Source organism: Devosia sp. SD17-2, assembly GCF_029201565.1.
Lineage (GTDB): Bacteria > Pseudomonadota > Alphaproteobacteria > Rhizobiales > Devosiaceae > Devosia.
This window is the reverse complement of record NZ_CP104002.1, coordinates 3,838,589-3,863,781: the sequence shown is the minus strand read 5'-3', so window position 1 is coordinate 3,863,781 and position 25,193 is coordinate 3,838,589. Positions and strand designations below refer to the sequence as shown.

At 60.6% G+C, this 25,193-nt stretch carries 19 protein-coding genes; 12 read left to right on the top strand and 7 right to left on the bottom strand.

Annotation, left to right across the window (positions count from 1 at the left end):
- Positions 1–296 precede the first annotated feature (296 nt).
- Positions 297–1,691 (bottom strand): L-serine ammonia-lyase, encoded by a 1,395-nt coding sequence (locus NYQ88_RS18995; RefSeq protein ID WP_275652648.1) that lies wholly within the window; start codon positions 1,689–1,691, stop codon positions 297–299.
- A gap of 148 nt (positions 1,692–1,839) precedes the next feature.
- On the opposite strand from NYQ88_RS18995, the gene NYQ88_RS18990 reads away from it, so the two are divergent.
- The 4 genes from NYQ88_RS18990 (at position 1,840) to NYQ88_RS18975 (ending at position 5,811) form a co-directional block, all read left to right on the top strand.
- The gene (locus NYQ88_RS18990) at positions 1,840–2,439 is read left to right on the top strand and encodes an alpha/beta hydrolase (protein ID WP_275652647.1); all 600 of its coding nucleotides are present in this window, start codon (positions 1,840–1,842) and stop codon (positions 2,437–2,439) included.
- Positions 2,440–2,593: 154 nt separating this feature from the next.
- Positions 2,594–4,288, top strand: a complete 1,695-nt coding sequence (locus tag NYQ88_RS18985) for a diguanylate cyclase (RefSeq protein WP_275652646.1) — start codon at positions 2,594–2,596, stop codon at positions 4,286–4,288.
- Between the two features lie 66 nt (positions 4,289–4,354).
- The gene (locus NYQ88_RS18980) at positions 4,355–5,404 is read left to right on the top strand and encodes a DUF3298 domain-containing protein (protein ID WP_275652645.1); all 1,050 of its coding nucleotides are present in this window, start codon (positions 4,355–4,357) and stop codon (positions 5,402–5,404) included.
- A gap of 32 nt (positions 5,405–5,436) precedes the next feature.
- Complete coding sequence (locus tag NYQ88_RS18975; protein ID WP_275654954.1) at positions 5,437–5,811, top strand: RidA family protein; 375 nt, start codon at positions 5,437–5,439, stop codon at positions 5,809–5,811.
- Positions 5,812–5,825: 14 nt separating this feature from the next.
- On the opposite strand, the gene NYQ88_RS18970 is transcribed toward NYQ88_RS18975, so the two are convergent.
- Positions 5,826–6,752: an NAD-dependent epimerase/dehydratase family protein gene (locus NYQ88_RS18970; protein WP_275652644.1), complete on the bottom strand. Its 927-nt coding sequence runs from the start codon at positions 6,750–6,752 to the stop codon at positions 5,826–5,828.
- A gap of 60 nt (positions 6,753–6,812) precedes the next feature.
- Positions 6,813–7,790, bottom strand: a complete 978-nt coding sequence (gene gmd, locus NYQ88_RS18965; protein WP_275652643.1) for a GDP-mannose 4,6-dehydratase — start codon at positions 7,788–7,790, stop codon at positions 6,813–6,815.
- Positions 7,791–7,963: 173 nt separating this feature from the next.
- Here gmd and NYQ88_RS18960 point away from each other — a divergent pair, with 173 nt between their 5' ends.
- Positions 7,964–9,283 carry a hypothetical protein gene (locus NYQ88_RS18960; protein WP_275652642.1) on the top strand — a complete coding sequence of 440 codons (1,320 nt, stop codon included), beginning with the start codon at positions 7,964–7,966 and terminating at the stop codon, positions 9,281–9,283.
- A 342-nt stretch (positions 9,284–9,625) separates the two neighbouring features.
- On the opposite strand, the gene NYQ88_RS18955 is transcribed toward NYQ88_RS18960, so the two are convergent.
- The 3 genes from NYQ88_RS18955 to NYQ88_RS18945 are packed head-to-tail and all read right to left on the bottom strand — an operon-like array spanning position 9,626 to position 12,743.
- Positions 9,626–11,293, bottom strand: a complete 1,668-nt coding sequence (locus tag NYQ88_RS18955; protein ID WP_275652641.1) for a DUF6311 domain-containing protein — start codon at positions 11,291–11,293, stop codon at positions 9,626–9,628.
- 26 nt (positions 11,294–11,319) lie between these two features.
- Positions 11,320–11,751 (bottom strand): GtrA family protein, encoded by a 432-nt coding sequence (locus NYQ88_RS18950; RefSeq protein WP_275652640.1) that lies wholly within the window; start codon positions 11,749–11,751, stop codon positions 11,320–11,322.
- Positions 11,748–12,743, bottom strand: coding sequence for a glycosyltransferase family 2 protein (locus NYQ88_RS18945; RefSeq protein WP_275652639.1), 996 nt, complete (start codon positions 12,741–12,743; stop codon positions 11,748–11,750). The genes NYQ88_RS18950 and NYQ88_RS18945 overlap by 4 nt, the downstream gene beginning before the upstream one ends.
- A gap of 287 nt (positions 12,744–13,030) precedes the next feature.
- Here NYQ88_RS18945 and NYQ88_RS18940 point away from each other — a divergent pair, with 287 nt between their 5' ends.
- Together NYQ88_RS18940 and NYQ88_RS18935 are read left to right on the top strand one after the other, a co-directional pair.
- The gene (locus tag NYQ88_RS18940) at positions 13,031–14,128 is read left to right on the top strand and encodes an acyltransferase (protein WP_275652638.1); all 1,098 of its coding nucleotides are present in this window, start codon (positions 13,031–13,033) and stop codon (positions 14,126–14,128) included.
- Between the two features lie 184 nt (positions 14,129–14,312).
- Entirely contained in the window at positions 14,313–15,689 is a 1,377-nt protein-coding gene (locus NYQ88_RS18935; protein WP_275652637.1) for a hypothetical protein, read from the top strand.
- Positions 15,690–15,778: 89 nt separating this feature from the next.
- Here NYQ88_RS18935 and NYQ88_RS18930 read toward each other — a convergent pair whose 3' ends face one another.
- On the bottom strand, positions 15,779–17,320 hold the full coding sequence (locus NYQ88_RS18930; RefSeq protein ID WP_275652636.1) for a class I SAM-dependent methyltransferase: 1,542 nt from the start codon (positions 17,318–17,320) through the stop codon (positions 15,779–15,781).
- Positions 17,321–17,615: 295 nt separating this feature from the next.
- Here NYQ88_RS18930 and NYQ88_RS18925 point away from each other — a divergent pair, with 295 nt between their 5' ends.
- The 5 genes from NYQ88_RS18925 (at position 17,616) to NYQ88_RS18905 (ending at position 25,185) form a co-directional block, all read left to right on the top strand.
- Positions 17,616–18,548 carry a hypothetical protein gene (locus tag NYQ88_RS18925; protein ID WP_275652635.1) on the top strand — a complete coding sequence of 311 codons (933 nt, stop codon included), beginning with the start codon at positions 17,616–17,618 and terminating at the stop codon, positions 18,546–18,548.
- 499 nt (positions 18,549–19,047) lie between these two features.
- Complete coding sequence (locus tag NYQ88_RS18920) at positions 19,048–20,121, top strand: DUF4214 domain-containing protein (protein WP_275652634.1); 1,074 nt, start codon at positions 19,048–19,050, stop codon at positions 20,119–20,121.
- A gap of 143 nt (positions 20,122–20,264) precedes the next feature.
- A complete protein-coding gene (locus tag NYQ88_RS18915; RefSeq protein ID WP_275652633.1) occupies positions 20,265–21,758 on the top strand; it encodes a methyltransferase domain-containing protein in 1,494 nt (497 codons plus the stop codon).
- Positions 21,758–22,828, top strand: coding sequence for a glycosyltransferase family 4 protein (locus NYQ88_RS18910; RefSeq protein WP_275652632.1), 1,071 nt, complete (start codon positions 21,758–21,760; stop codon positions 22,826–22,828). Before NYQ88_RS18915 ends, NYQ88_RS18910 begins: the two co-directional genes overlap by 1 nt.
- Positions 22,825–25,185, top strand: a complete 2,361-nt coding sequence (locus NYQ88_RS18905; protein WP_275652631.1) for a glycosyltransferase — start codon at positions 22,825–22,827, stop codon at positions 25,183–25,185. The genes NYQ88_RS18910 and NYQ88_RS18905 overlap by 4 nt, the downstream gene beginning before the upstream one ends.
- Positions 25,186–25,193: the final 8 nt, after the last annotated feature.

The window sequence follows — 25,193 nt, the reverse complement described above, 5'->3', positions numbered from 1 at the left end:
AAGTGATTCTGTTAATCATAATCGTCTTGGTGGCGATTGTTATCAACAAGCAATTTTTGCCGGGTAATTGTGGTGCAGGGCGGCCTATGATTTTCCATAGGCCGGCTTGTCCCTGCCGTCATTGCCCGGCCAGTCTGGGCCATGGAGAATATCGGGCCGCTAAAACCCCCACCCAACCTCCCCCTGTCCAGGGGGAGGAGCCGGTCCGTGCCTCACCGAACGCACGGCACACGCAATGCGTCCCTCCCCCGACTTCCGGGGGAGGCTAGGAGGGGGTGCTCAAAAACCCCAAAATATCAGCAGGCCACGACATTGACCGCCAGCCCGGCCTGGCTGGTTTCCTTGTACTTCTCGCTCATGTCGCGGCCGGTCTGGCGCATGGTTTCCACGCAGACATCGAGCGGCACGGCGTGGACGCCGTCGCCCTTGAGGGCCAGCGAAGCGGCGGTGACGGCTTTCACCGCGCCAAAGGCATTGCGCTCGATGCAGGGAATCTGCACCAGCCCGCCGACAGGGTCACAGGTCATGCCCAGATGGTGCTCGAGCGCGATTTCGGCGGCGTTCTCCACCTGTTCGGGCGTTCCGCCCATTAGCGCGCAAAGCCCCGCCGCAGCCATCGCCGAGGCCGAGCCCACCTCGCCCTGGCACCCCACTTCTGCTCCGGAGATGGAGGCATTGTGCTTGATGATGCCGCCAATGGCCGCGGCGGTGAGCAGGAAATCGTGCACGCTCGCCCGGCCCGCCCCGGCATGGAATTTCTGCGCATAGCTCAGAACCGCCGGAATGACCCCGGCCGCGCCATTGGTCGGCGCCGTCACCACGCGCCCGCCTGCCGCGTTCTCCTCATTGACCGCCATGGCAAAGAGGCTCAGCCAGTCATTGGCCATCAGCGGGTCGATCTCGTTGCGCTGCCATTTTTCTTCGAGCTGCAGGTGAATACCCTTGGCGCGGCGGCGCACCTTGAGCCCGCCCGGCAATTGTCCGTCTTGCGCCAGCCCGCGCGCCACACAGCTCGACATCACCGACCAGATTTCGTCGAGCCCGGCATCGAGTTTTGTCCGGCTGATCCGCGCCTCTTCATTGGCGCGCTTCATCGCCGCAATGGAAAGGCCGGAGGCTTTCGCCATGTCGAGCATTTCCGCTGCATTGGCGAAGGGCCAGGGCACGTCCTGGCGCGCATCCGGCGCTGACTTGAGCGCTGCCAACTCGTCGGCGCTGACCACAAATCCCCCGCCGATGGAAAAATAAATGCGCCGCAGCAGCAATTGCCCGTCGCCGTCGAAGGCGGAAAACTGCATGCCATTGGGATGGCCGGGCAGAGGCGTGCGCTTGTCGAGCACGAGGTCGACAGCCGGGCGAAACCGATAGGCTGGGTGGCCGTCCGGGCTCACATGCCCGCTCGCGGTCACCGCCGCGATGATCCCGTCCATCGCGTCGGGATCAATGCTGCGCGGATCGTGGCCAGCAAGGCCGAGGATCACCGCGCGGTCGCTGCCATGGCCAATGCCGGTATAGGCGAGCGAGCCGTGAAGACTTGCTGTCAGCGCGGCGGGCACTGCCTGCCGGGCGCGGGGCCAATTGCCGTCCTTGAGTTCATCGAGAAAGCGCCGGGCCGCCGACATCGGTCCCATTGTGTGGGAACTCGAGGGGCCTATACCGATCTTGAAGACGTCAAAGACTGATAAGAACATATGCCCATCATACCCCAATGGTCCCGCCCGGCAATCGCAGCCACTCGCCGGTGATTGTTTCAAATCCGCGACAGAGCGTGACCCGATCAGCCGATTGCCGCCCGCAGCGTTCGCCCGATATGGATAGGCAACGCAGGAGACCCGTAAAATGTCCGCTTACCAGTTTCGCGCAGCCGAAGGCGCCACCCCCGATGCCCCGCTGATCTTCCTTTTCCACGGCACCGGTGGCGACGAAAACCAGTTCTTTGATCTGGCCGCCCAGCTCGTTCCCGGCGCTGCCCGGCTCGCCCCGCGTGGCGATGTCAATGAGCATGGCGCCCTGCGCTATTTCCGCCGCGCCGCCGAAGGCGTTTACGACATGGACGATCTCGCCCGCGCCACCAGCGCTATGTCCGGTTTCATCGCCGAACAGGTCGCGGCAAGAAAGCCGTCGCGGGTGCTTGGCCTCGGCTATTCCAACGGCGCCAATATCCTGGCCGCCGTACAGTTCGCCCATCCCGAGCTTTTCGACGCCACGGTGCTGATGCACCCGTTGATCCCCTTTGCGCCGCCGCCTGCCGATTTTGGCGGCCGCAAGGTTTTGATCACCGCCGGTCGGCACGACCCCATAGCGCCCGCCGGCGCCACCCAGGCGCTTGCCGATTATTTTGCCGCCAATGGCGCTGCCATTCAGCAGATCTGGCACGAAGGCGGGCATGAACTGCGCAATGAGGAACTGCTTGGCAGCCGGGACTTTCTGGCCGGTTAGCGACAGCCCACGGGCAATTCCCATCCGGGGATTAACGAAGTCTAAACACTGATTTCGTCACTATGGGGCGTTGGCGCGAGAATGTGCCAACGCGGGGGACTATGCGATCACTTCTCAGCGCCGCCAGATCGCGGAAAGCCTGCGCCCGCGGGTTTTGCTGCTTGTATTGCTCGGCTTTGCGGCCGTAGCCGTCCCGTCGTCTTTTGCCTTCCAGTTCATCGTCAATTCCACCGTGGCCCAGTTGGGCACGCTGTTTGCCGAAAAACAGGTGCTCTATGACCGCCACCGTGGCCTTGGGTCGCTGATCCGCGAGGTCTCGCTCGCCGAGACCCTTTCGGGCAGCCAGGCCATTCGCGACTGGGCGCATGATGAGGACGATCCCGTCCTTCGTCGCCGCGGGATTGGCGAACTGGAGCACTATCGCCGTCACTTTGCCGACGGCTCCTATTTCTTCGTCGTCGGCACGTCCGGAAACTACTATTTCAACGACGCGTCCAACGCCTATGCGGGCGACCAGTATCGCTACACGCTGGACCCGGCCAAGCACGATGACGCCTGGTACTACTCCACCCTCGCGCTGGCCGAGGGCTGCCACCTCAACGTCAATAACGACGCCAATCTGCGGGTCACCAAGGTCTGGATGAACTGCGTCATCCGCGAGGGCAAGAATGTTCTCGGCGTGCTCGGCACCGGCATCGACCTGTCGTCCTTCATCCAGGAAGTGGTCAATATCCCGCAAAAGGGCGTCACCTCCATGTTCGTGGACCGCCAGGGCATGATCCAGGCCCACCGCGACGAACAGCTGGTGAGCCTTGCCAATTTCGAAGATGACCCCGACAGCAAGCGGTCCCTCTTCTCGCTGGTCTCCGGCCCGGGCGACACCGAAACCCTCAAACGGCTGATGGAGGACGTCACGGCTGAAAGCGTTCTGGCCGACAGCGCCTTCGTGACGCTAGACGGCAAGGAGACGCTGGTCGGCGTCGGCTATCTCGACAAGCTCGGGTGGTACAACGTCACCTTCATGGATATCGACACCATCATCGACCGGCGGATGTTCGCGCCCATCGGGCTGCTGATCGCCGCGATGATGGGGCTCATCGCCATTGTCTTTGTGCTGGTGTTCAAGCGCCAGGTGCTCGATCGCCTCGCCGCCCTCGAAAACGTGGTCCACCATGCGCGCCGCGGCAATTACGGCCCGGCGCTCGCCATGGGCGATGGCCGCCAGGATGAAATCGGCCGACTGTCCGCCGCGCTCACCGAAATGGCCGTCAGCGTCGACGACAATACCCGCCAGCTTGAAGCCCGCGTGCGCGAACGAACCGTCGAGCTCGAGCGCCTCGCCTTCAAAGATGGCCAGACCGGCCTTCTCAACCGGCGTGGCCTTGCTGCCGCCCATGCCCGCTCCGCTGGCGAAGGCCCCTTCGGCGTCGTGCTGTTCGATATCGACCGATTCAAGCAGATCAATGACAGCCACGGCCATGCCGCCGGCGATGCGGTGATCCTGGCCATGGCCCGGCGTCTCGAAACTGTCACCGACGCCGATGCGGCCTGCGCCCGCTGGGGTGGAGACGAGTTCATCATTTTTGTGCCGAACTGCACCGCAGAGGGCCTGCGTGATCTGACCAAGGCCGTGATGTCAGCGCTGATCGGCGAAGCCATCGTTCTGCCCGATGGTGGCCTTCTGCCGGCCTCGGTCAGCATCGGCGCCTGCCTCGCCGACACCGGCGACAAGCTCGATGTTGCCGCCGCCATGGCCGACGCCGCGCTTTACTCCGCCAAACAAGCGGGCCGCGGCCGCACCGTCATTTTCGATCGCGACATGGCGCGCGCCGGCCAGCACGTTGCCTGATTGCCCACTTGACGGCCGGGCCCCGCTATTCCCAAATCGCCACCTGGTTCATTGAGGAGACTTTTCATGCCGTCACGCCTGATTTTTCTGGCCGCCGCCCTGGGTCTCCACACGGCCATCGCCGTCGCGCCTGCTGCTGCCGCGAGCTTTGATTGCGCCAAGGCCGCGACCCCGTTCGAAAAGGCCATCTGCGACAATCCCGATCTCTCCGCCGCCGATGATCGGCTGGCCAAAACCTACCAAACGGCGATTGGCGGGCTCGGCGAAACCGCGCTTGCCGCCATGCGCACCGACCAGCGCGCATGGCTCGATCATGCCCGCCGCGCCTGCACGACTAACGCCCAGCCGCTGAACTCAGGCAGCTATGACGAGCGCGGCGTCTCCTGCCTCGAAACCCTTTTTTCCAGCCGCTCCGACCTGCTCGAGCAAAGCCGCATCATCAAGGGCACGCGCTTTTATCCGCAGGCCCGCTACGAGGCGATGCCCGATCCCAATGAGGCGGACAATCCGGACTCCTATTTCCCCGTCGCCCTGCACGAGCTGGCCTATGTGCAGATCGACGACACGACGCCGGAAGCCGAGGCCTTCAACACACTTGTTCGCGCAACCGCCGATGAACAGGCCGGGTTTGGCGGCGACACGACCGAATATGACATGGTCGACACCAGCGACACGACCAACACGATTTTCTTCAAGGAACGCGCCGGCACGGGCCGCATCACCCTAGAATCCAACACCTATTGGTTTGGTCACGGCGCCGCCCACGGCAATTGGGCCGTCACCTATCTGCATTATCTCAACTCTGAATCGCGCTGGCTCGAGGCCGACGATCTCTTTGCCGGCAAGGGCTGGCAGAAGGCCCTTCTGCGCCTTGCCGCCGACGCCCTCAGGGCCGAGCACGGCGACAATCTCTATCTCGATGATGACAACGACATCGCCGACGCGGTGATCGATCCGACCCGCTGGGATCTGTCCGATCCCTATGGCCTCGTCATCCAGTTCCAGCCCTATGAGGTCGCGCCCTATGTGTATGGCGCCCCCACCGCCCGGGTCTCCTGGGACGATCTGTCAGCCTATCTCGCCGAGGGCGCAGACAGCGTCCGCTACGGCTACTAAAGGATTTTGTCGTGAACCTGCCGATCCATCATCTGGTCAATTCCGGCCCGCGCCCCGTCGCGCCCTTCAGCCACGCGGTCGAGGCCGATGGCTGGGTGTTCGTTACCGGCCAGATGCCCACCGACCCGGCCGCGCCCGACGCGCCCTTGCCAGAAGGCATTGAGGCCCAGGCCCGCCGCGTCATGGCCAATCTGGCCATTGTCCTCGAGGGCATCGGGCTTTCCTTCGAGCACGTCACCATGGCGCGCATCTATCTCACCCAGTTCGAGCGCGACTACGCCGCCCTCAACGCGCTCTGGCCAAGCTTCTTCACCCCCGGCAAACTCCCGGCCCGCACGACGATAGGCGTCACCGCCCTCGCGGTGGGCGCGCTGGTCGAAATCGATCTCGTGGCAAAACGGCCGTAGGCGGCCAAACCGTCTTACGAAGCGCGGAGGGCGTCGAGCACGCCCTTCAGCGTGTCGTTAATGGCGATTTGAGGTGCCCAGCTGAAGCGCTCGCGGGCCTTTTCCGGATTGCCGGAGGCCACGGGCACCGCATTGGGGGCATAGCGCGCCGGATCGGTCTCGACACCGATCTTCACCCGCGCCTCGGAGAGGAGGCCCTCCAGCAGGTCTCCGATCCGCACCGGCTTGCCGGTCGCCACATTATAGGCCTCGCCGCCGATCCGGCCTTCGGCCAGAAGCGCCGCGATATAGAGCGCCACCACATCCTCGACATCGAGAAAGTCGCGCAACGCATCAAGATTGCCGACCTTGAGCACCGGCTCCTGCTCGCCCTTTTCAATGGCGGCGATCTGGGCGGCAAAGGCTGGCACGACATAATCGGCCGCCTGGCCCGGGCCGGTATGATTGAAGGGGCGGAGAATCGCCGTGTCGAGTGCGCCGCTGCGCCCCAATTGTCCCAGCGCAATGTCTGCCGCCGCCTTGGTCGCGCCATAGACATTGGCCGGTTCAAGCGCCGCGGTTTCCGCGAGGGGCAGGGGGCCGCGGTTAAAGCTCGCGCCATAGGCTTCCGAACTGCCCGACCACACCAGCCGCGCTTCGGGCCGATGTTTCATCAGCGCCTGCGCCAATTGCAGCGTGCCGGAAAAATTGACCGCCCAGGCCCGGCTCGCATCGGCCTGCGCCTGTCGCGGCGCAGCGATTGCCGCCAGATGCAGCACGCGGTCCGGGCGTGCGGCCGCAATGGCGCGGTCGACAGCATCGGCGTCGGCAATGTCAGGGGAAGCGCCGGTCTCGTCGATGAACTTGACCAGCTCGAATGCGGGATTGCGCCGCGCGGCCTCGGTCACCTTGCGGCCCACAAAGCCATTTGCCCCGGTGATCATCAGCCTCAGGGAGTTCATCGGCTCATTCCCGCTTGTCGGTAGAAAGAAAAGGGCCCGGGATCACCGGGCCCACCAGGCTCAGGCCTTCTTGTGGCGCGCGATATCGGCGTCGACCATCTCGCTGATCATTTTTTCGAGCGAGGTCTTGGCTTCCCAGCCCAGCTTTTCCTTGGCCTTGGCTGGATCGCCGAGCAGGATTTCCACTTCCGCCGGACGGAACAGCTTTTCGTCGATCACGAGGTGATCATCGACATTGAGGCCGACATGCTCGAAGGCGATTTCGCACATCATGCGCACGGTCGACGTGCGGCCGGTGGCCACAACATAGTCGTCGGCCTTGTCCTGCTGCAGCATCAGCCACATCGCCTGCACATAGTCACGGGCGTGGCCCCAGTCGCGCTTGGCTTCGATATTGCCAAGGCGCAGCTCCTTGTCGAGGCCGAGCTTGATGCGGGCGACGGCGTCGGTCACCTTGCGGGTGACGAACTCGATTCCGCGCAGCGGGCTTTCATGGTTGAAGAGAATGCCGCTCGAAGCGTGGATGCCGAAGCTTTCGCGATAATTGACGGTGATCCAGTGGCCGTAAAGCTTGGCCACGGCATAGGGCGAACGCGGATAGAACGGCGTCTTTTCCGACTGGATCGGGTGCTGCACGAGGCCGTACATTTCCGAGGACGATGCCTGGTAGAAACGGGCATCAGGCTTGGCGATGCGCAGCGCTTCGAGCACATTGGTCACGCCCAGCGCAGTTACTTCACCGGTCAGGATCGGCTGCTGCCAGGAGGAGAACACAAAGCTCTGTGCGGCAAGGTTATAGACCTCATCTGGCTTGATGTCCGAAACGGTGCGGATCAGGCCCGACAGATCGAGCAGATTGCCGTCTACAATGCGCACATCGCGCTCGATTCCCAGCCATTTCAGGCGGGTCGTGTTGACATCGGCCGTGCTCGACCGGCGCGCCATGCCGTGGACTTCATAGCCCTTGGACAGCAGAAACTGGGCCAGATAGGCGCCATCCTGGCCGGTAATGCCGGTGATCAGGGCTTTCTTGGACACATCGTGCTCCTTAATAGGGCCAACGAGCGGTAGGGCGTTAGGCCATAGAAAACGGGTTCGATTGCGTGTACCGGGTGATTGGCCGTGGTTCAAGCCAGTACGCGGTCGAGTGGGTGTTGCTGGTGGTTGGCTCAGAACACGACGAATTTATGAGCTAGCTAAAGGAGTATTTGATGCCGCGTCTGAATGAGAGTGAAGACAATCTTAGATTTGTGGTAATCGCGGCAGGTCTTGTTGCGGCTGCTGTTTTAACCTCTCTCTTGGCTCGAAAGGTCATAGCCGCAGACGGTGCGTGGTATGTGATGTCGATTGCGCTCGAGGGAGACTTTTTCCTTGTGGGCTGGCACCGCAATTTCGCACAAATTGCTAATCAGATAATTCCTGTTACTTACAGGAGGTTTTTTGATGCATCCTTGTCTGTAGTCGAATTTCTGTATTCTCTTAACATATTTATATGTTTTGCGTTCTCAGTATTACTGAGCGCACACCTGTGTCGCTCGAGCTTTCATTCTTATTTCGTTTTCTGCTTCTCTCTGTTGGTTGTTTCTCTATTTAGTGATTACATAATAATGGGTGAGCATCAGATTTTGATGTTGTTCGCTTGGCCAATTCTTTTGTTTGCAGTATATCCGTCGGCTTCTCGACTCGTGCAGATATTGATTTTGTTCTGCGCCGTCGTGGTGTTGAGGTGCTACGAAACGGCAGCTGTTATCCTCATGCTGCCGCTCGTGGTCAGTGTATTCAGGATTGTTAGACCGGGCCAGCGGGGACAGGTTGGTCTGCCATATTGGATCGTGTTGGCGGCGCTTCTTTGTTGCGGTGTGGCGTTAGGGGCGCATGGAATTCTCTTTCCCCGAGACGCTGGCAATATGTCTGGGTTCGCTCAGAGCGCGTTAATTCCCCTCCAGAAGCCCATAGTTTGGGCAAGCCTGGTTTTGTTGGTGCCATTCGTCTTGGCCGTTGTTCTCTCGCATCGGCTCCTCGCCTTCGGCACCGCAGCCGCGGGAGTGCTAGTTCTCACTTGGGTTTGGTGGACCGGTGGGGTGCCAGATTCTTGGCAGAGTTTTTCTGGGCGCAGCCTCACTCTGACGATTTTGCCAGCGCTGATGGCAATTTGCGTGGCGATCGGGAAGTGGGGGCGCCCGGTAGATCCTCAGATAGCGGTGTCCGGACTGATTCTGATCGCCGGTTTTGTCGGGGTTTCAGCTGCATCTCAGCTTTCCTGGTACAGTGCGCTTCAAAATCTGGAAGATCGGTTGAGCACTCACAGTGGACTGCAAGAATACGGGCAAGCAGGTCTCGATAATGAAGAGTTCTTCCCCTACTGGACTTTGCCGACGCTCAGCATTCTGATGCAGCCGGACTGCGTGGATTCGGTTGTACTGGTGCCAGACGGGCATCCTTGGCAGCCGTTTGATCCTCATCTCGCTCTCCCTGAACTTTATGGTGTCACTTACGGAACGGCGCTTGGTGGCAACGGGTGTCCAGAATAGGCCCAGCACCCGCTCCCATTTTATCGAGTTGTCACCAATCTATCTTGCGCAACAGGCAAAGCGCGGTGCCGTCCCGCAATATCAACTGCGCGGATTGGCCGTCCTTTAGCGCTCGGGGGTTGCTCCTAGATGCCCGCAATTGGACCCAGGTCTAAACGAAAATGTCTGGGACGAGGGGGCGCATGGCGGGTGCGACAGGCGCGGTATCCCTATTGATCGGAGCGCGAGCGAACCTGTAACGTTTCAAAGCAGTCATAATTTGTATTTCGGCCGTAGGGTCGCAGCCTAGCATAATTTAGACACCCTCATTCCGGGCTTCCAGACATGACCCACCGTTAAAGGCTACTGCGCAATGTTGAGCGCGGCCCAGTCTGCTTGATCGCTGCCTGGCAGGCACATGACCAACCCGTGCCATGCCCGCCACTGAAAGCACTCGCCATTTGCCAGCGAGGCGCGCAGGTATGGCGATGCAAGATCTGCGGCACTGGGCGCAAGATTGACTCTGAGAACACCGGGCTCCAATTCCGTTGCGATGTCGGTGCGCGGGCTGCAGATAGACGATTGCCTGGCTTGGTAGACCGTGTTGATCGGGACGCCGAGCCGCGCTGCCACTGTATGGAAGTAGACGTAGCGCATGTTTTCGATATCCGATGCGCAGCCATATTCGGGGCTTACGTCGATACGGCTTACTCTGCCGCGCAATTGCGTCCAGCCTGAATAGTCGAACGGTGCGTCAGCGGTTAGCATTCGGCGAGTGTCATCCCGCAGCGGCGCGGTTTCGTACCACTGCAGCGCGAGGGCGACAGGCAGAACCATAAGGTAAATCATCCTCTTTTGGCGCAGCACGAGCGCCAGACTCAAGAAGAGTGCTGCATATCCGACGACCCAAAAGAAACGGCCCGACGCTCGGAACACATAGGAGAGGGTATTAAAGGGGAACGGGTATTCGAATGCCGTAAGTTGGCGCTCACCGAGAAAGATGTGCCCGGACAGTGCGTAGAGGTTAAGGCCAACAAGGATTCCGATCAGGCCTAAGTGGCGCCTGGTCAGGGTAGCCATCACAGAAAATTTTGGGACGGCGAGAACAAGCGCTAGCACGATGATGAGCAGGTAGCCGAAGCCAAGATAGTTGAAGCCCTCGTACTGCCCGCCAGTCGCGTCTACATACCTACAAGGCGACAGTTGCCCGCCGCACAATGGGGAAAGCAGGTTCATCGAGTAGAAAATATAGCCACCGCTGGCCCCGCTGCTGGCAGCGCTGCCATAGCCGAGCAAAACCGCAGGAATGCCCGCCACGATCGAGACAATTGCGACCGTTGCAAGGGTCTGGCGCCACCCCCTGTAACCGCCCCAGCGATCCCAGCTGGCGGCGAGGAACAGGGGAAAGACCATGGCGACGAGATAGGGATGCACAAGTAGCGCAGCCAGGATCGCTAGGCCAAAATACGCGCAAAGCTTGCGTAGGGACCAATTCGTGATCACGGCTCTGAAGTAAAGGCCCAACGCGAACAGCAGGACTCCATGCGTCATGAGCGCAGTATGTTGCAGCCTGACGAGCATGGAAGGCGACATGAGTGCCAGTGCGGCAGCAAACAAGCCTGCCACGAGCGACTTATGCCCCAGGCTCCGGATGAGAAACACCGCGCCTGTCGCCTGGATAATCTTGGTCACCAAATGCCAAAGGCCGAAATAGTTGAAGTTCTCCCACAGAAATGGTGCCAGCGGCTTGAACAGCAGGGCAGCCAGGGGAATGCTGTCGGTCAGGGCGATGTGGCTGCCTTCTGGCGGCGCGATCAACTGCGTTGTCAGCAGAGGCCAGCGCCAGGCATCCTTGGCATAGGACAGCCAACCGGCCACGTGCTGCGGCGTATCTCCGACTTCGAAATAAACCCCATTGCCGAGGAGAAAATCGATGGGATTGGGGTAGGTGATGAGGAAGAACGCGACCCCTATCACTGCTGCCAGCAGATAGGTGGCAGTTGATTTTCCCAAATCTTTGGCGTGCTGCACTGGGGTCGGATCACATGTACTCGAAGTCATTGAGGACCATCTAGTTTATCGGTGCGGGATCCAAAGACCCATATCTTGGAGACGGCAAAGGTGAAAACCGGCACAACGCCCAGCGCTATGCCCAGCGCCAGCCAGTCGGGCAGGGGCGTGGTGGCGCGCAGTGCCATCAGCAAGCCCTGGCCGATCAGAAAGCCTGCCGTCGCCGCTGCCGCAAAGCGCGGCAGCCTTTTGCGGTGGTGCTGTTCGCCGTCTTTGAGCCGGAAGGTCAGGCGCCCGTGTCCGAAATACGACACGCTGAAAGCGACCAGAAACCCGAACGGATTGGCCCAGACCACCGGCATCACCAGCGAGAGAGCGAGCGCCACCACATAGTGCACCCCGGTCGCCACCAGTCCCACAAGGGCAAAAACCCCCGCCTGTCGCGCCGTTTCGGCCGTGCCCGTCCCTTGCTGCGTCACGATCTCTGCTCGTCCGCGTCGCTTTGCGGCGCTTCGATGATCTCTGATTGCAGGTACACCGGGCGGCGTTTGACCTCCATATAGACGCGCCCGAGATATTCCCCGAGCACGCCCAGCCCGATCAGTTGCACCCCGCCGAGGAACAACACTGCCGCGAGCAGAGATGCATAGCCCGGCATATCGATGCCCGAGACGATGGTCCTGCCCACGATGAAGATGCCATAGAGGAACGATACGCTGGCAATCGCCAGACCGAAATAAGTCCAGATGCGCAGCGGCACCGTCGAGAAAGATGTGATCCCGTCGAGGGCGAAATTCCACAGCCGCCAGTAGTTGAATTTGGTAGAGCCCGCGTGCCGCTGCCGGCGTTCGAACTCGATCGCTACCGATTTGAACCCCACCCAGGCGAAGAGCCCCTTCATGAAGCGGACACGCTCCGGCATGAGCTTGAGCGCTTCCACGACGCGCCGGTCCATCAGCCGGAAATCACCCACATCGGCGGGGATCTTCGAATGGGACAGCCGATTGAACATCTTGTAGAAGCCGCCAGCCGTGAAACGCTTGAGAAAGCCGTCGCTCTGTCGCGACACGCGCTGGCCATAGACGACGTCAAACCCCTCGCGCCAGCGGGCGATCATAGGTCCGATGAGCTCAGGGGGCTCCTGCAGATCCACGTCGATGACAATGACCGCATCGCCCCTTGCATTGTCCAGCCCGGCCGACATGGCCGCTTCCTTGCCGAAATTGCGCGTCAGGTCGATGATCCGGACATGCCGGTTCCCGCTCTGCAACTGCCGCAGGGCGGCAAGCGTGCCGTCGCGGCTGCCATCGTTGATGAAGACAATCTCGTAATCCACCTCGTCTGCCGGAATGTGCGGCATGAGATGCTCAACGAACGGCGCCACGGCCTCGTCTTCGTTGAACACAGGGACGATGATGGAGATCAGGATCCTGCTGTCGCGGGGCTTTTCGGAAATGTGAGCAGCAGGCATTAAGTGTCTCTATCGCTATGGATACCTTCCCGCGCACTGGCAGGCAGCCCGTCCTAACAATCCTGCCACCGCAACTCAAGGACAGGTCAACTGGTAACGGCGTTATGTTGTCGCGGCGGCCGCTAGCAGATGTACATCTTTCGAAGACCTGATGCCGCTCGTCGTTCAACTATCGGCTTGAGGCCTTGGTAGGCTGCCCTCCGTGGCTTCTCATCAAAGGCCAATCCGGAAAAGCTCTTTACATTTGGCTCCCGGTAATGCCCATCTCTCGTCAAAAGGCAATTCGAATGAAGTCACGCAATATCGCCTATATCCCGGAACTCGATCACCTGCGGCTGTTGGCGGCCTTGCTCGTTTTTGCCTATCACTTTTTTCATTTCTACCGTGGCGAGTGGCGCTCCTATCCGGATCTGCCCTTTCTCGGTTTAATTGTCGAAGGGCATACCGGGGTGGGGCTCTTCTTTGTCCTCTCCGGCTTCATTTTCATGACGATTGCTCTTGCCAACAGCGAGATCGATTACCGCTCCTTCATGCGCAATCGGTTGTTGCGGATTGCGCCGCTTTTTATCGTCGTCTTTGTGGTGGCGATTTCAATCGGTCGTGACCGGTTCGTTGCGACGGACCTGCTCTACGTGTTTGTGACCAATCTCGGCGGCGCCCCGACGTCCTGGCACTTTGCCACCGGTCCTGCCTGGAGCATCTCAGTTGAATTCACTTTCTACCTGGTTTTTCCGTTTCTGGCGGCCGCGACGCTGAAGCGTGGCCCGCTGTACCTGGTGAAATGGCTCGCACTGCTTCTGATCATCAAGCTTGCCGCCTATCACGCGACGGATAACAGCCGCCATATGCTGTACTCCACCCTCGTGGGGAGATTTGACCAATTCCTGATCGGCATGTTGGCCGCCATCGCCTATGCGCGCTTTCAGACGACAATCCAGCGCTGGGGCCGGCCTCTTCTTTTGCTGGCAGCGGTTGTGGTCCTGATTGGTGTGGGAATTCAGGCACGCTGGTTGAGCTTCCTGGCTCCCGAGCCCAAACAACCTCTTTGGGTCATCTGGGGTACAATTGAGGCTGGTTTCTGGGCGGTCCTCGTCGTGGCCTATCTGGGCGCAAGAGTGCCTTGGCCTGACTTCCTTCATCGCGCGTTCTGTCGCGGTGGCGAATGGAGCTTCTCATTCTATATGTGGCACGCGCTCGTCATTTTCGCAGTGCATCAGTCTCTTGGATCATTCGGCGGAACAGGGGCACTCGCCTTGGGCATGAACGGCGTCATGGTGCTGGGCGTGACCCTTGTTTTTGCCTGGCTCTCCTACACTCTCATAGAGGCGCCCTTCCTGGACATGCGCAGCCGGTATGGACGCCTAACGGCGAAGGATGAATTGTGATAAATCCGTATGGACGTGAGATTTTGGCCACAGTAAACGTGGCGAAAGATAAAAAGAACTGATCCCTGCCGACAATAGCAGCTCCGCTGCATTGCGCCGCATTTGGGCTTGGTTTACCAGTGTGGTCCAATATTGTGACCTGCGCGCCGAGTAGGCGTGAGTCTGACAAAGAGCGGCTGTCTCCATGCGCATTCTTGCCTTTCCTGGACGGTTTCATCCACGAGCCAAGGCTCCCGTCCGCGATTGGTCTACACAGGAAATTGCGGATTTCTACAGAGCACATCGTCTGCTCGCCGAGAATGGCGCCGGCATCGGAATTGATCGCGGCGTCAGCGACGAGGGTGAGCCGTGGATGGCGTTCTTTGATACCGTCAGCCACGACGTCTTCCTGCATATCGCCCGCATCGACGACTATTGCCACCTGATATGCGACTCCTTCGGCCTCAAGCTGAATGCGGCAGACATTCCTTCACTGATCGCCCAGTTTGAGCATGCGGTGCGCGACCAGCTCGCCATTCGCTCCGATCGCGCCAAGAATGTGGTGGTTCATCCCGCCGCGCGCATCATCATGTCCATTTCCGTCGTTTTCCTGCTGTTCAAGCTGGAAAACGGCGAAGCACATGCCAAGGGCCTGTCCGACAAGACCGCTGCCCTTGGTGCCGATGCTCGCGCTACCGAAAAATCGGTGAGTGCCCTAGCCCGCGCCCAGTCCGCTTTCGCCCGCGCCTTCGATGCCGTCGATGCGCCGGTCAATGCGGCGCTTCTCGCCGGGCTGATCCTTGCCGGCGAGCTCGTGCTCAAGGCTGATGACGGCAGTGCCGATGCCGAAGTCGAAAAGCTGCTCGCCCTGGCGCTGGCAGAACATGAGATCGCGGTTGCCAAGGTTGACGGTGTGACGCTCGAGGCCGTCGTCTCGGAGGCCATCGTGCACTCGCCTCAAACTCTGGTGGTAGAAACGCCGGCGATGGACCTGGTTGCGGTGAGCGCACCGGATCTTCCGGACATTTCGGCTCTGGTGCAGTTCACGCCGCCGGTCAATGTTGTGCAACTGGCATCGCTCGGCAATGCCGCAGATTTTCGGGCTGCCCAGTTTGTCCCTGTTGCCGTTGAGGCATCCGACAAGAGCTCAAAGGTCGCCACGGGCGATGTGGTTGCCGCAGACAATCAGTCGGATGCAGCAAAAGTGCTGGAACTGTTGTTCGCCTTTGCGCAGATGCCGCCGCGTCAAACAGCAGGGCCGGGTGAGGCTTCTCCGGCGCCAGCCAAGCTGGGGGTGGTGACACTGGCAAATCTCGACGATGTTGGCGGCAAGTTGGCGTTTTCTGAGCATATCGATCTCAATCTGATGGAGATGGTGTCCGTCATCAACTACCTCCAGAAGGCCATGCCCGGATTCCACTTCGGCTTTGACGGAAAGCGCACGCTCATCACCCAGGCTGACCTGGCCGACGCCGATCTGACGCAGGTTGCGCTCGTCAACAGCACGATGGGTGACGGTAATCACTATTCCATCATCGGCCTTGCGAGCATTCTGGATGATGTTGTGTCCATGTTTGGCTAAGGTCTTGGGGCAGCCAGTTGCTTTCCGCGGCTTCGCTGTTCTGGGTTGCTCAGGGCCGTTGTGGTGGCCGAATTTCGGCCACCCAGTCATCAGATAACCTGCAGGCCCTTCAGCACAGATAGTTGCTTCTGCGCAAAAGCCGCAGCCTGGGCCTCCAGCTCAGCCAGATTTTCCTCTGGCGTATCCAGCGTCTTGCCTTCCTTGACGATCCGCTGGCCCTGCGCGGAGAGCACCTGCCAGGCTAACGCCGCCCATTCTTCAGATTGCTTCCGGCCCTCACTCAGAGCCAGCAGGAAAAGCTGATGAAACCGGGGGACGGCTAATCCGCCGCCTGTTACCGGCGAGGCGAGGTATTGCAGATCGGCGTTGTCGCGTGCCCTCTGCAGCACGGCCTGATTGAACGCCCTCGTGTTCTTCGCGCGCTTGGCGTCATCCTTGGCCGGCAGACAGGGCTGCAGATGTCCTGCCCCGACCAGCACGACAAGTGCCTGCTGCAGCCGCGCCCAGCCGAGATCGGCGATGGCCGTGTCCGTCACCATGTGCCTCACCGTCATAGGGCCGTCGGCCAGCTTGTCCAGCACAGGCCGGTAGACGTCTTCCTGGAGGGTTGCCTCACCCAGTGCGCCCCTGACCGTGAGTGCGATGTCGTCCCGCCTTGTCGAAAGCGCAAAGCGTTGGTTCAGCCAGGCCTCCTGCGCCAGGCGCGGGGTAAGTGCGACAGGTCCTTTGACAAACACGTCGCGACGAAATTGCTGGTTCGTCATGTAGTCGCGCACCGTCTCCCGCAGCACCGGGTCGGCGATGCCCCCCATGATCTGTTGCTGGTCGGCACTGAGGTTTATGGCGTCCACTTGCTCAAGCAGGGCCGCTGAGCCGAGGAAACTCAGCTTGGCGGCATCAAGGTCCTTGACCACATCGGAATGGTAGAACAGATCCCACGCGTCGTTGAAATATTCATGGGCCAGATAATTGTGGTTCTGGTCTTTCAGCTTTTCGAGGCGCTGATCAAGACCCGGGATGGCGCGAAAATAGGCCGCGCCTGATTTTTGCATAGTGTCGACGAAGTCGAGCGCGGACTGCAGACGTCCCCCGGTGGGACCGCCCTGCACCTTGCCGTGCAGATACATGAGGTGTCGCATCGGTGCGGCGGAAGACCAGCCGGGCAGGCAGTTGTAAGAGATATAGACGAGGCCGCCGACCCTTAGTTTTCGGCTGATAAAGTCGACAATGGACGCGCGCAGATCAGCATTGATCCAGCTATAGATGCCGTGGAGCGCAATGATGTCGAATTTTTCCGGCAGGCCTGGTTCGTCGACAAAGTGAGAAAAGCTGGTGTCGTAGAATGTGACATTGTCGAGGCCGGCCTCCGCAGTCAGGGCGCGCGCGCCAGCAATCTGGGACGGATTAAAGTCTGTCGCGTGGAATTTTATGTGCGGATTGGCTGAAGCGAGCAAATTCATCGACAGGCCCTGCCCGCAGCCAAGCTCGCAATAGTGGAGGGGGGCAGAGGCATCGGGTCCAGTCTGGCCGCGGGCCAGGGCGACAAGGCCAAGCAAGGCCGGTGTCAGCTCACGATAAAATCCATAAGTATAGCCAAGATCCGCAACATATCCCGATGTCCAGCTGCTCATAATTTCTCCGCCCTAAAATATTGAGCTTAAACTTAAAGAAGCTGTAGGGGCGCGCAAGTTATCAGGCGGAGCGTCATTCCAAAACTGTCAGGAGGGCGGAATGGCCTATCGCGCTTGTGTTGTCGCTTGCAGTCTACAAAAAACCGGGCAGTTTCCCGCCCGGTTTCGATAGCTAAGTTGCGTCGATACCCTCAAGCTTGCGGGCAAGGCACTGGTTGCTGAAGACTATGTTCTCTTCAACAACGCCATCAGCAACGTCGAGCAGGTCGAATTCACCGGTGCGACGGCCGCTAGCGTGGACGCTTCCAAGCTTGGTTTCTCGGCCTATACCTTTGCTGGCAACGCTGCAGACACGATCACCGAGGCTTCCGCCGTCGCTGTCACGACCAAGGCAGATCTGATCGCTTCGGCCACTGGCTATAAGGCAGCTGTCGCTCCCAGCACGGTGCTGACGTGGGGTGGTGATCTGAACGTGACCCAGACCGGTTCTGGTGCTGTCACGCTGAATGGCGATTCTGTCGCTCTCACCGTGAAGTCTGGCACTACGGCTGTCGCATCTGCGGTCGATGGTGAAGCCAACAAGCTGTCGCTCACCCTGACCAATGGTGCAAACAGCGCCACTGCTCCGACCGCTGACACTCTGACAACGGCTTCGTACACCGCCACTGCCAACGTCACTTCGCTGACGCTCTCGGGCAATGGTACGGCGACAGTCATTGGTGGCGACAAGCTCGCTACGATCGACGCTTCGGCTCTTGGTGGCACGCTTGCCTATGGCGCCAGCGCTGGCCATGTAACCGGCGGCCTTAACTTCACCGCCGACAAGGATGTTGCCGAATCCATCACGCTGGGTTCGGGTACCGATACCATCACGCTTGACGTTCAGTCGACCTACGCCAAGTTCGACACCATCATCGGCTTCGACGCAACGAAGGAAACCAACGACCTCAAGTCCACGACTGACGTGATTGGGTTCGGCGGCGCAACTTTGGATGGCGCAGCAGCGGCCCAGGCCGCCAAGATCACGCTGACTTCCAGCGCGACCACTCTGGATCTCGCTTTCGTTGAGGCCGCGGCTGCCGGTACGGGCGTTAGCTTCTTCCAGTTCGAAGGCAACACCTACCTGTTCTCGAACGTGGACGGCGCTGCTCTCGAAGCGACCGACCTGGTGGCCAAGGTCGTTGGCCTGGTCGACTTCTCGACCGCATGGGGCGTCTATAGCGCCTGATAAGCTTCTTTCGGAAGCTGGAAACCCCTGGCAAATTGCCGGGGGTTTTTTGTTTGATGTCCGCGCAGGTTAATGCGCGTTTTAGGCGCATCTCAACGCTTCTGGAAGACTCTCGGAAGTGGGACCCAGCTGACATCACCCGTGGCACGTGCGCGGCGCGGCTCTGCCGTCGGCACAACGTTTAAAACCTTGCGAGTAGGGCTGTAGAGCCCGGCCCGACATCGGCGAGGTGTAAGACCCCATCCTTGTAATTCATCGCTGATGCTTGGGTTGGCCAGAACCCAGCGATATCAGCGCAGCCATCGAGGGATCAGTGCGAGTTAGGGGGGGGCATTACGGCAGTCCCAAAGAGAAACGCCTGCCCATGCTGAAAGGCCTTGGTATTAAATAATCTAGTATCTGCAATGCGCGCTTCTTGTTAATACTTTGCCTCCTTGCAAAAGGATCGTCTGCGTCTAAAATCCACTAGAATTTCGTGGTTCTCGTAATGGGGCGCTTCATGGATTTGCGACTGGAAATAGAAAAAATATACATCGCCTATTTCAATCGACCAGCTGACAATAGCGGGTTGGCCTATTGGGCGGGGGGGGTTGCCAGTGGGCGGTCGAGTCTGGCGAACATTACATCGGCCTTTGCCACCGTTCCGGAGTACGCTGGCCTTTATGCCGGCAAGTCTTCGGCCGAAATTGTGACGACTATTTACGAAAACCTATTCGGTCGGAAACCCGAGCCGGAGGGGCTAAAATACTGGTCAGAAGGGCTCGATACCGGCCAGTTTGGGATCGGGACGATGGCCTATACGACCCTGAATGCTGCGCAGCACGCCGACAAGACCACAATCGAAAACAAGGCCGCCGCCGCCCTCGAGTTCACCCGTGCGCTCGAGGCTGCGGGCGGAGACCAGAATTATACCGGAGCCGCAGTGGAGACGGCTCGCGCCTGGCTCGCCAGGATCGACGAAACAGCATCCTCAGTCTCAGCCGCCACAGCCGATATTACGATCATCGTGGGCGGTTTCGATCCTACCCTACCTGAGCCAGACCCCGAACCACTCGGCCCAGCGCGGACGTTCACTTACACCCTTGGTTGGGAACCGTCGCATGGCTATATCCCAATGCAGCCTGACGATACGGACTCGGCTCCTCTCGATAGATTCGTGCTGGGGCACGACCGGATAGCGGTTATCGATATTACCAACTATCCGAAGAACCTCTCCGAACCGACCAAGTTCTACCAGCACGTAAACTACGATGGTTCGTTGGAGGTTGACTACAAGTTTGCGGTGTTCGCTGGATTGGCCTTCGCATCCAATGGCGCCAAGTCGCATGCGGAACCTGCGCCTCTAGTGGCTGGCGAGGCCATGTTGATGAGCTTTACCAGTCTGTCAGGCCAGAAACTAACCTATCTGTTCATCGATAATGGCGATCCAGCAGTTGCCGGTGGGATGGGTGGAAATGGGGTCGGGTCCGCTGTCTGGAACTTGGACGCTGACATCATCATTAACCTGACGGGGATGGTAGGTTTGAGAACGACTGAGGATAACCTTTTCGTGACAGGCTCATTCTTCTCCTGATTCCGCACTTGGTCGTCTTCAACGCTAACAGTCTGCTAACCAATCCCGGTCGAGCGCGACCTATTCGCGGCGTTTCGGCGTGTCGCTTTTGCGCCGGCCCGCAAAAACTTGCACCCGTTGGTGGCACAGGCTAGAGCCTCTGGATGCCCATCGTTCCCGGGGAATTGCGTGCCATGAAGAACCTTGCCGACGAGACCAGCATCGATGCCATCCTGGCGCGGGTGCGTGCCGAAACGGCCAAGGATATCAAGGCCATCGTCAGCGAACCCGGACGGCGAAAGGGCCTTTCCACCATCCCGCTCGTGCCGGTTCCCCAAGCCGCCGATGCTATTCCGCCGGGCCGTGGCCGCTACACCATCGAGGAATTCGCCGCCCTCGACGACGAAGATTTCCTCCGCAATGCCTACCGTGTTATTCTGGGCCGCGAGATCGATGGCGTCGGATTGGGCACGCGCCTGCCGGCGCTGCGCAATGGTCAGACCACGGTCGTCCGCATTCTTTTCTCGCTGACCCGTTCGGCAGAGGGACGTGCACGCGGCCTTAAGATCCGGGGCCTGTTGCCGGCAGCCGTCATCGATCGCGCCTCAACGCTGCCGGTTGTTGGTCGGATTGTAGAGCCTTTTCAACGGCTTATTGTTCGCTCCACGACTCAGCAACGCCTGGCGAACCTGTCGTTACGGCAGGGCGACACGATTGAGGGCGTCAACCATGCCCTCGCCGCCATCCGCAAGAATCAGCTGGCCCTCGACCAGCGGATTGCGCTGGCCGAGCAGGCCGCCGAGGCCACCCGCCTCCGCGCCGATGAAGTGGCTGATATTTCACACAATTCTCTCTCCGAGATCCGTGCTACCCGCAACGAGATCGCCAACCAGCGCGCTGCCATGAGCCAACTCATCGCCGCTGCCCGCGATAGCCTGCCAGCACCGGTTCAGGCCAAGGTCGACGAGATCGAGGATGCCAGCCTCGATGCGCTCTATGTCGCGTTCGAAAACCGCTTCCGCGGCTCGACCGACGAGATCGCCCGCCGCCAGGAGCGCTACCTGCCGATCTTCCGCGCCACCCCGCCGGTGGTCGCCGGCGGCACCGTTCTCGACATCGGCTGCGGGCGTGGTGAGTTCCTCAGCCTTTTGAAAAAGCACAACTTTGTGCCCAAGGGCCTCGATCTCAACGCCGCCATGGTGGCTGAGGCGCGGGCCCGTGGACACGATGTGGTGGAGGGCGATGCCGTCGCCTGGCTCGAGGCTCAGCCCGAAGGCAGCCTGGCCGCCATCACCGGCTTCCATATCGTTGAGCACATCCCGTTCAAGTCGCTGGTGCGCCTTGTGGACGCCGCCCGGCGTGCCCTTGCGCCGGGCGGCATTATTCTCTTCGAGACACCCAATCCGGAAAACCTTGTCGTCGGCGCCTGCACCTTCCACTACGACCCGACCCATCTTCGGCCGCTGCCGCCCGACTATTTGAAATTCATCGCGGAAGCCCGCGGTTTTGGCGATGCGCGCGTCATCCGGACGGAGGAAGATTGCAATCTCTACCAGCCCGAGAGCGGCTTTGCGCCGGCTGAGATCAACGACTGGTTCCGCCAGCCGCCCGACTATGCGGTCTATGCCCGCAAGCCCTTGGAAAACGAGGCCATTTGATGCGGGTCGGCATCGCCACCGTCTTTACCCCCGGCATTCATGGCGGGGCCGAGTTTCTGGCCGATGGCCTCGTGGCGGCCGTGCGGGAGGCCGGTCATCAGGTCCACCGCATCTCGGTACCCTTCCATTATGACGCCCCGGTCTCGGCGGGCCGGGCCATGGATCAGTGCCTCTCGACCGACTTCATGCGCTATGATGGCGGTCTGATCGACCGGCTGATCTGCCTGAAATTCCCGGCCTATGCCATGCCGCATCCGGACAAGCGCGTCTGGCTGCTGCATCAGCACCGTGTCGCCTATGACCTCTTCGGTTCAGCCCATGGCTGGCCGGACACCCCCGAAACCCAGGACCTGCGCCGTCGTATTGCCGAGATGGACCAGATTTCTCTCGGCGGCGAAGGGCAGGGGAGCGCCAGGGCAGTCTATACTATCGCCGAGCGCGTTTCGTCGCGGCTCCGCCACTACAGCGGCATCGAGAGTAAGGCGCTCTACCACCCGCCGGCGGACGCCGAAAAGTTCCGCTGCGCCAATGCCTTGCCCTATATTTTCGTGCCGAGCCGCCTCGAGGAGTTGAAGCGCCAGGACCTGTTCCTGCGCGCACTGGCGAAGACATCGAGCCCTATCGGCGCGGTCATCGCCGGCGACGGGGGGCTGCGGACACAGCTACAGGCGTTGAGCGAGGAACTTGGTCTTGCCGACCGGGTTCGTTTCGTCGGGTCCATCGCCCGCGCTGAAATGCTGGAGTTTTACGCCCAGGCGACGGCAGTGTTTTTCGGGCCGCTGGATGAGGACTATGGCTATATCACGCTCGAAGCCATGCTGTCGGGCAAGCCTGTTGTCACCTGCCGGGATAGTGGCGGGCCGCTGGAGTTCGTCGTCGATGGCGAGACCGGCTATGTCACTGATCCCCAGCCCGATGCCATTGCCGAGGCACTGTCACGGCTGATGGCCGACCCGGCTCTGGCTAAGCGCCTTGGGGCCAATGGTCGGGCGCGCTACGAGGCCATGAACATCACCTGGTCCCATGTGGTAGAGACGCTGCTGGCCGACCTTCCGGAGACCAGCGCATGAAGATCGCACTTGTCACTCCGCTGGCTTCGCCCCTGGCGCTGGGCGGCGCCGAGAACCTCTGGTGGGGGCTCCAGAACCATTTCAATACCCAGACTGAGCACCAGTGCGACATCGTCTCGATACCCTCGCCTGAGGGCAATTTCTGGGATTTGATCGGCTCTTACGAGACCTTCTCCCAGCTCGACCTGTCGGCCTATGATTGCGTGATCTCCGGCAAATATCCCGGTTGGATGGTCAATCATCCCAACCATATCTGCTACATGCTGCACCGGCTGCGTGGTCTCTATGACACTTATGCGGGCGCGCCGCTCGATATCGCGGCCCAACCTGAAAAACTCCGCGCGCTGCTGAGCTGGGTGGAAGACGCCGGTACGGAGCCGGGCGCCGACGCGATCCCTCTGCTGTTCGAGCGGCTGAAAGCGCTGCGCGGCGACGCGGAAAGCGAAGCCGCGCTAGGGTTTCCGGGGCCAGTATCGCGCGCCATCATCCATTTTCTCGACAATGCTGCCCTCTCGGGCGGACGGGTTCGGCGGCACGCCGCCATCGCCGGGACCGTTGCGCGCCGAAAGGATTATTTCCCCGCTGATGCAAGCGTGGATGTGCTTTATCCGCCGCCGCATCGCGACGATTATTTCTGCGGTAGCCAGGACTATTTCTTCACCTCGAGCCGGCTCGATCGGCCCAAGCGGGTTGATCTGATCATTGAGGCCTACCGGCAGGTGGAGACTGATCTGCCCCTGCTGATTGCAGGATCGGGGCCGGACGAAGAGCGCCTCAAGGCACTCGCCAATGGCGACGAGCGGATCCGCTTCCTTGGCTTTGTTGCCGACGGCGCCATGGCCGGACTTTATGCCAATGCGCTTGCCGTGCCCTTCGTCCCCTTCGATGAGGACTATGGCCTCATCACCATCGAGGCCATGCGCTCGGGCAAGCCGGTGATTACGGTCAATGATGCGGGCGGGCCGACTGAATTCGTGACCGATGGCGTGACCGGCCTCGTCACGGCACCCGCTCCGCAGGATTTGGCAAAAGCCCTGGCGGCCTTGGCGAACGATCCGGTGCGCGCGGCGGAGATGGGTCGGGAAGCGCGCAAAAGCGTCGACCCCATTACCTGGGCCAAGGTCGCCGAGGGCCTCATTGCCGCGCCGACGCCCCGCGTTATCCGGCCCAAGCTGACCGTGGCCACGACCTTCAAGGTCTTCCCGCCGATGAATGGCGGGCAGGCCCGGGTCTATCATCTCTACCGGAACCTCGCGCGTCATTATGACATCGACATTGTCTCGCTGGGTGGTCCCGCCGATGCGCGCAGCGAGATGGAGATTGCCCCCGGTCTCCTCGAGATCACCATTCCGCGCAGCCAGGACCATGCCGATGCCGAATATTTCGTCTCGCGCCAGGTGGGCGAGCGGCCGGTTGGCGACATCACGACCAATGCGCTCTTTGGCCTGACGCCTGACTATGTCGAGGCGCTGGAGCTCTCGGCGATCGCCAGCGAAGCGGTCATCGCCTGCCACCCCTTCATGATCGAGGCAATCGCGGAAGCTGCACCGGACAAACCCCTCTGGTACGAGGCGCAGGACGTCGAACTAACCCTGAAGTCGGCTGTGTTCTCCGCCGTGCCTGAGGCCGAACCGCTGATGGCTGAGGTCACGCGGGCCGAGCGGGCCGCCTGGACGCGTGCGGAACGGGTCTTTGCCTGCGCCCATCGCGATCTCCATGAGCTTGAGCGCGTCTACGGCCCAACGCGCGCGCGTTTGTCCGAAGTGCCGAACGGCGTCTCGCTGGATGATATCCGTTTCGTCGATTTGGCTGAGCGCCGCCGATTAAAGGCTGCCGGCGGGCTTTCCGGACAAGTCGCCATGTTCCTCGGCAGCTGGCATGGCCCTAATCTCGAGGCCGTAGAGGACATTCTCGCGCAGGCGCCCCGGAGCCCGGATACGCGCTTCTTCATCATCGGCAGTGTCTGCCTACCGTTCAAGGATCGTGTACTGCCTGCCAATGTGGAGCTGATGGGCGCCGTCGATATGGAGACACGCGATCTCATGCTCTCGATTGCGGACGTTGCGCTCAACCCGATGCGCTCGGGCACCGGCACGAACCTCAAAATGCTCGATTACATGGCAGCCGGCGTGCCGGTCATTTCATCTGCCTTTGGCGCCCGGGGCCTCGCGATCGATCCTGACGTCCATTACGTCCAGGGCGAGAATGAGAGCATGGCACAATCCCTCGCACGTCTGGCAAATACCAGTGACGATGCGCTTCAGGCCATGATCACCGCCGCCCGCGCCCGCGCCAAAAGCGAATATTCCTGGCGCGTCATCGCGGAGCGTTTCATCGAGGAATTGACGCGGGATTAGCGCGAGAC

What these genes read in the sequence shown, in the direction of transcription:
- NYQ88_RS18995 (WP_275652648.1), bottom strand. Translation starts at nt 1,691, where the DNA reads ATGTTCTTATCAGTCTTTGACGTCTTCAAGATCGGTATAGGCCCCTCG.
- NYQ88_RS18990 (WP_275652647.1), top strand. Translation starts at nt 1,840, where the DNA reads ATGTCCGCTTACCAGTTTCGCGCAGCCGAAGGCGCCACCCCCGATGCC.
- NYQ88_RS18980 (WP_275652645.1), top strand. Translation starts at nt 4,355, where the DNA reads ATGCCGTCACGCCTGATTTTTCTGGCCGCCGCCCTGGGTCTCCACACG.
- NYQ88_RS18970 (WP_275652644.1), bottom strand. Translation starts at nt 6,752, where the DNA reads ATGAACTCCCTGAGGCTGATGATCACCGGGGCAAATGGCTTTGTGGGC.
- NYQ88_RS18960 (WP_275652642.1), top strand. Translation starts at nt 7,964, where the DNA reads ATGCCGCGTCTGAATGAGAGTGAAGACAATCTTAGATTTGTGGTAATC.
- NYQ88_RS18945 (WP_275652639.1), bottom strand. Translation starts at nt 12,743, where the DNA reads ATGCCTGCTGCTCACATTTCCGAAAAGCCCCGCGACAGCAGGATCCTG.
- NYQ88_RS18940 (WP_275652638.1), top strand. Translation starts at nt 13,031, where the DNA reads ATGAAGTCACGCAATATCGCCTATATCCCGGAACTCGATCACCTGCGG.
- NYQ88_RS18935 (WP_275652637.1), top strand. Translation starts at nt 14,313, where the DNA reads ATGCGCATTCTTGCCTTTCCTGGACGGTTTCATCCACGAGCCAAGGCT.
- NYQ88_RS18930 (WP_275652636.1), bottom strand. Translation starts at nt 17,320, where the DNA reads ATGAGCAGCTGGACATCGGGATATGTTGCGGATCTTGGCTATACTTAT.
- NYQ88_RS18920 (WP_275652634.1), top strand. Translation starts at nt 19,048, where the DNA reads ATGGATTTGCGACTGGAAATAGAAAAAATATACATCGCCTATTTCAAT.
- NYQ88_RS18915 (WP_275652633.1), top strand. Translation starts at nt 20,265, where the DNA reads ATGCCCATCGTTCCCGGGGAATTGCGTGCCATGAAGAACCTTGCCGAC.
- NYQ88_RS18910 (WP_275652632.1), top strand. Translation starts at nt 21,758, where the DNA reads ATGCGGGTCGGCATCGCCACCGTCTTTACCCCCGGCATTCATGGCGGG.
- NYQ88_RS18905 (WP_275652631.1), top strand. Translation starts at nt 22,825, where the DNA reads ATGAAGATCGCACTTGTCACTCCGCTGGCTTCGCCCCTGGCGCTGGGC.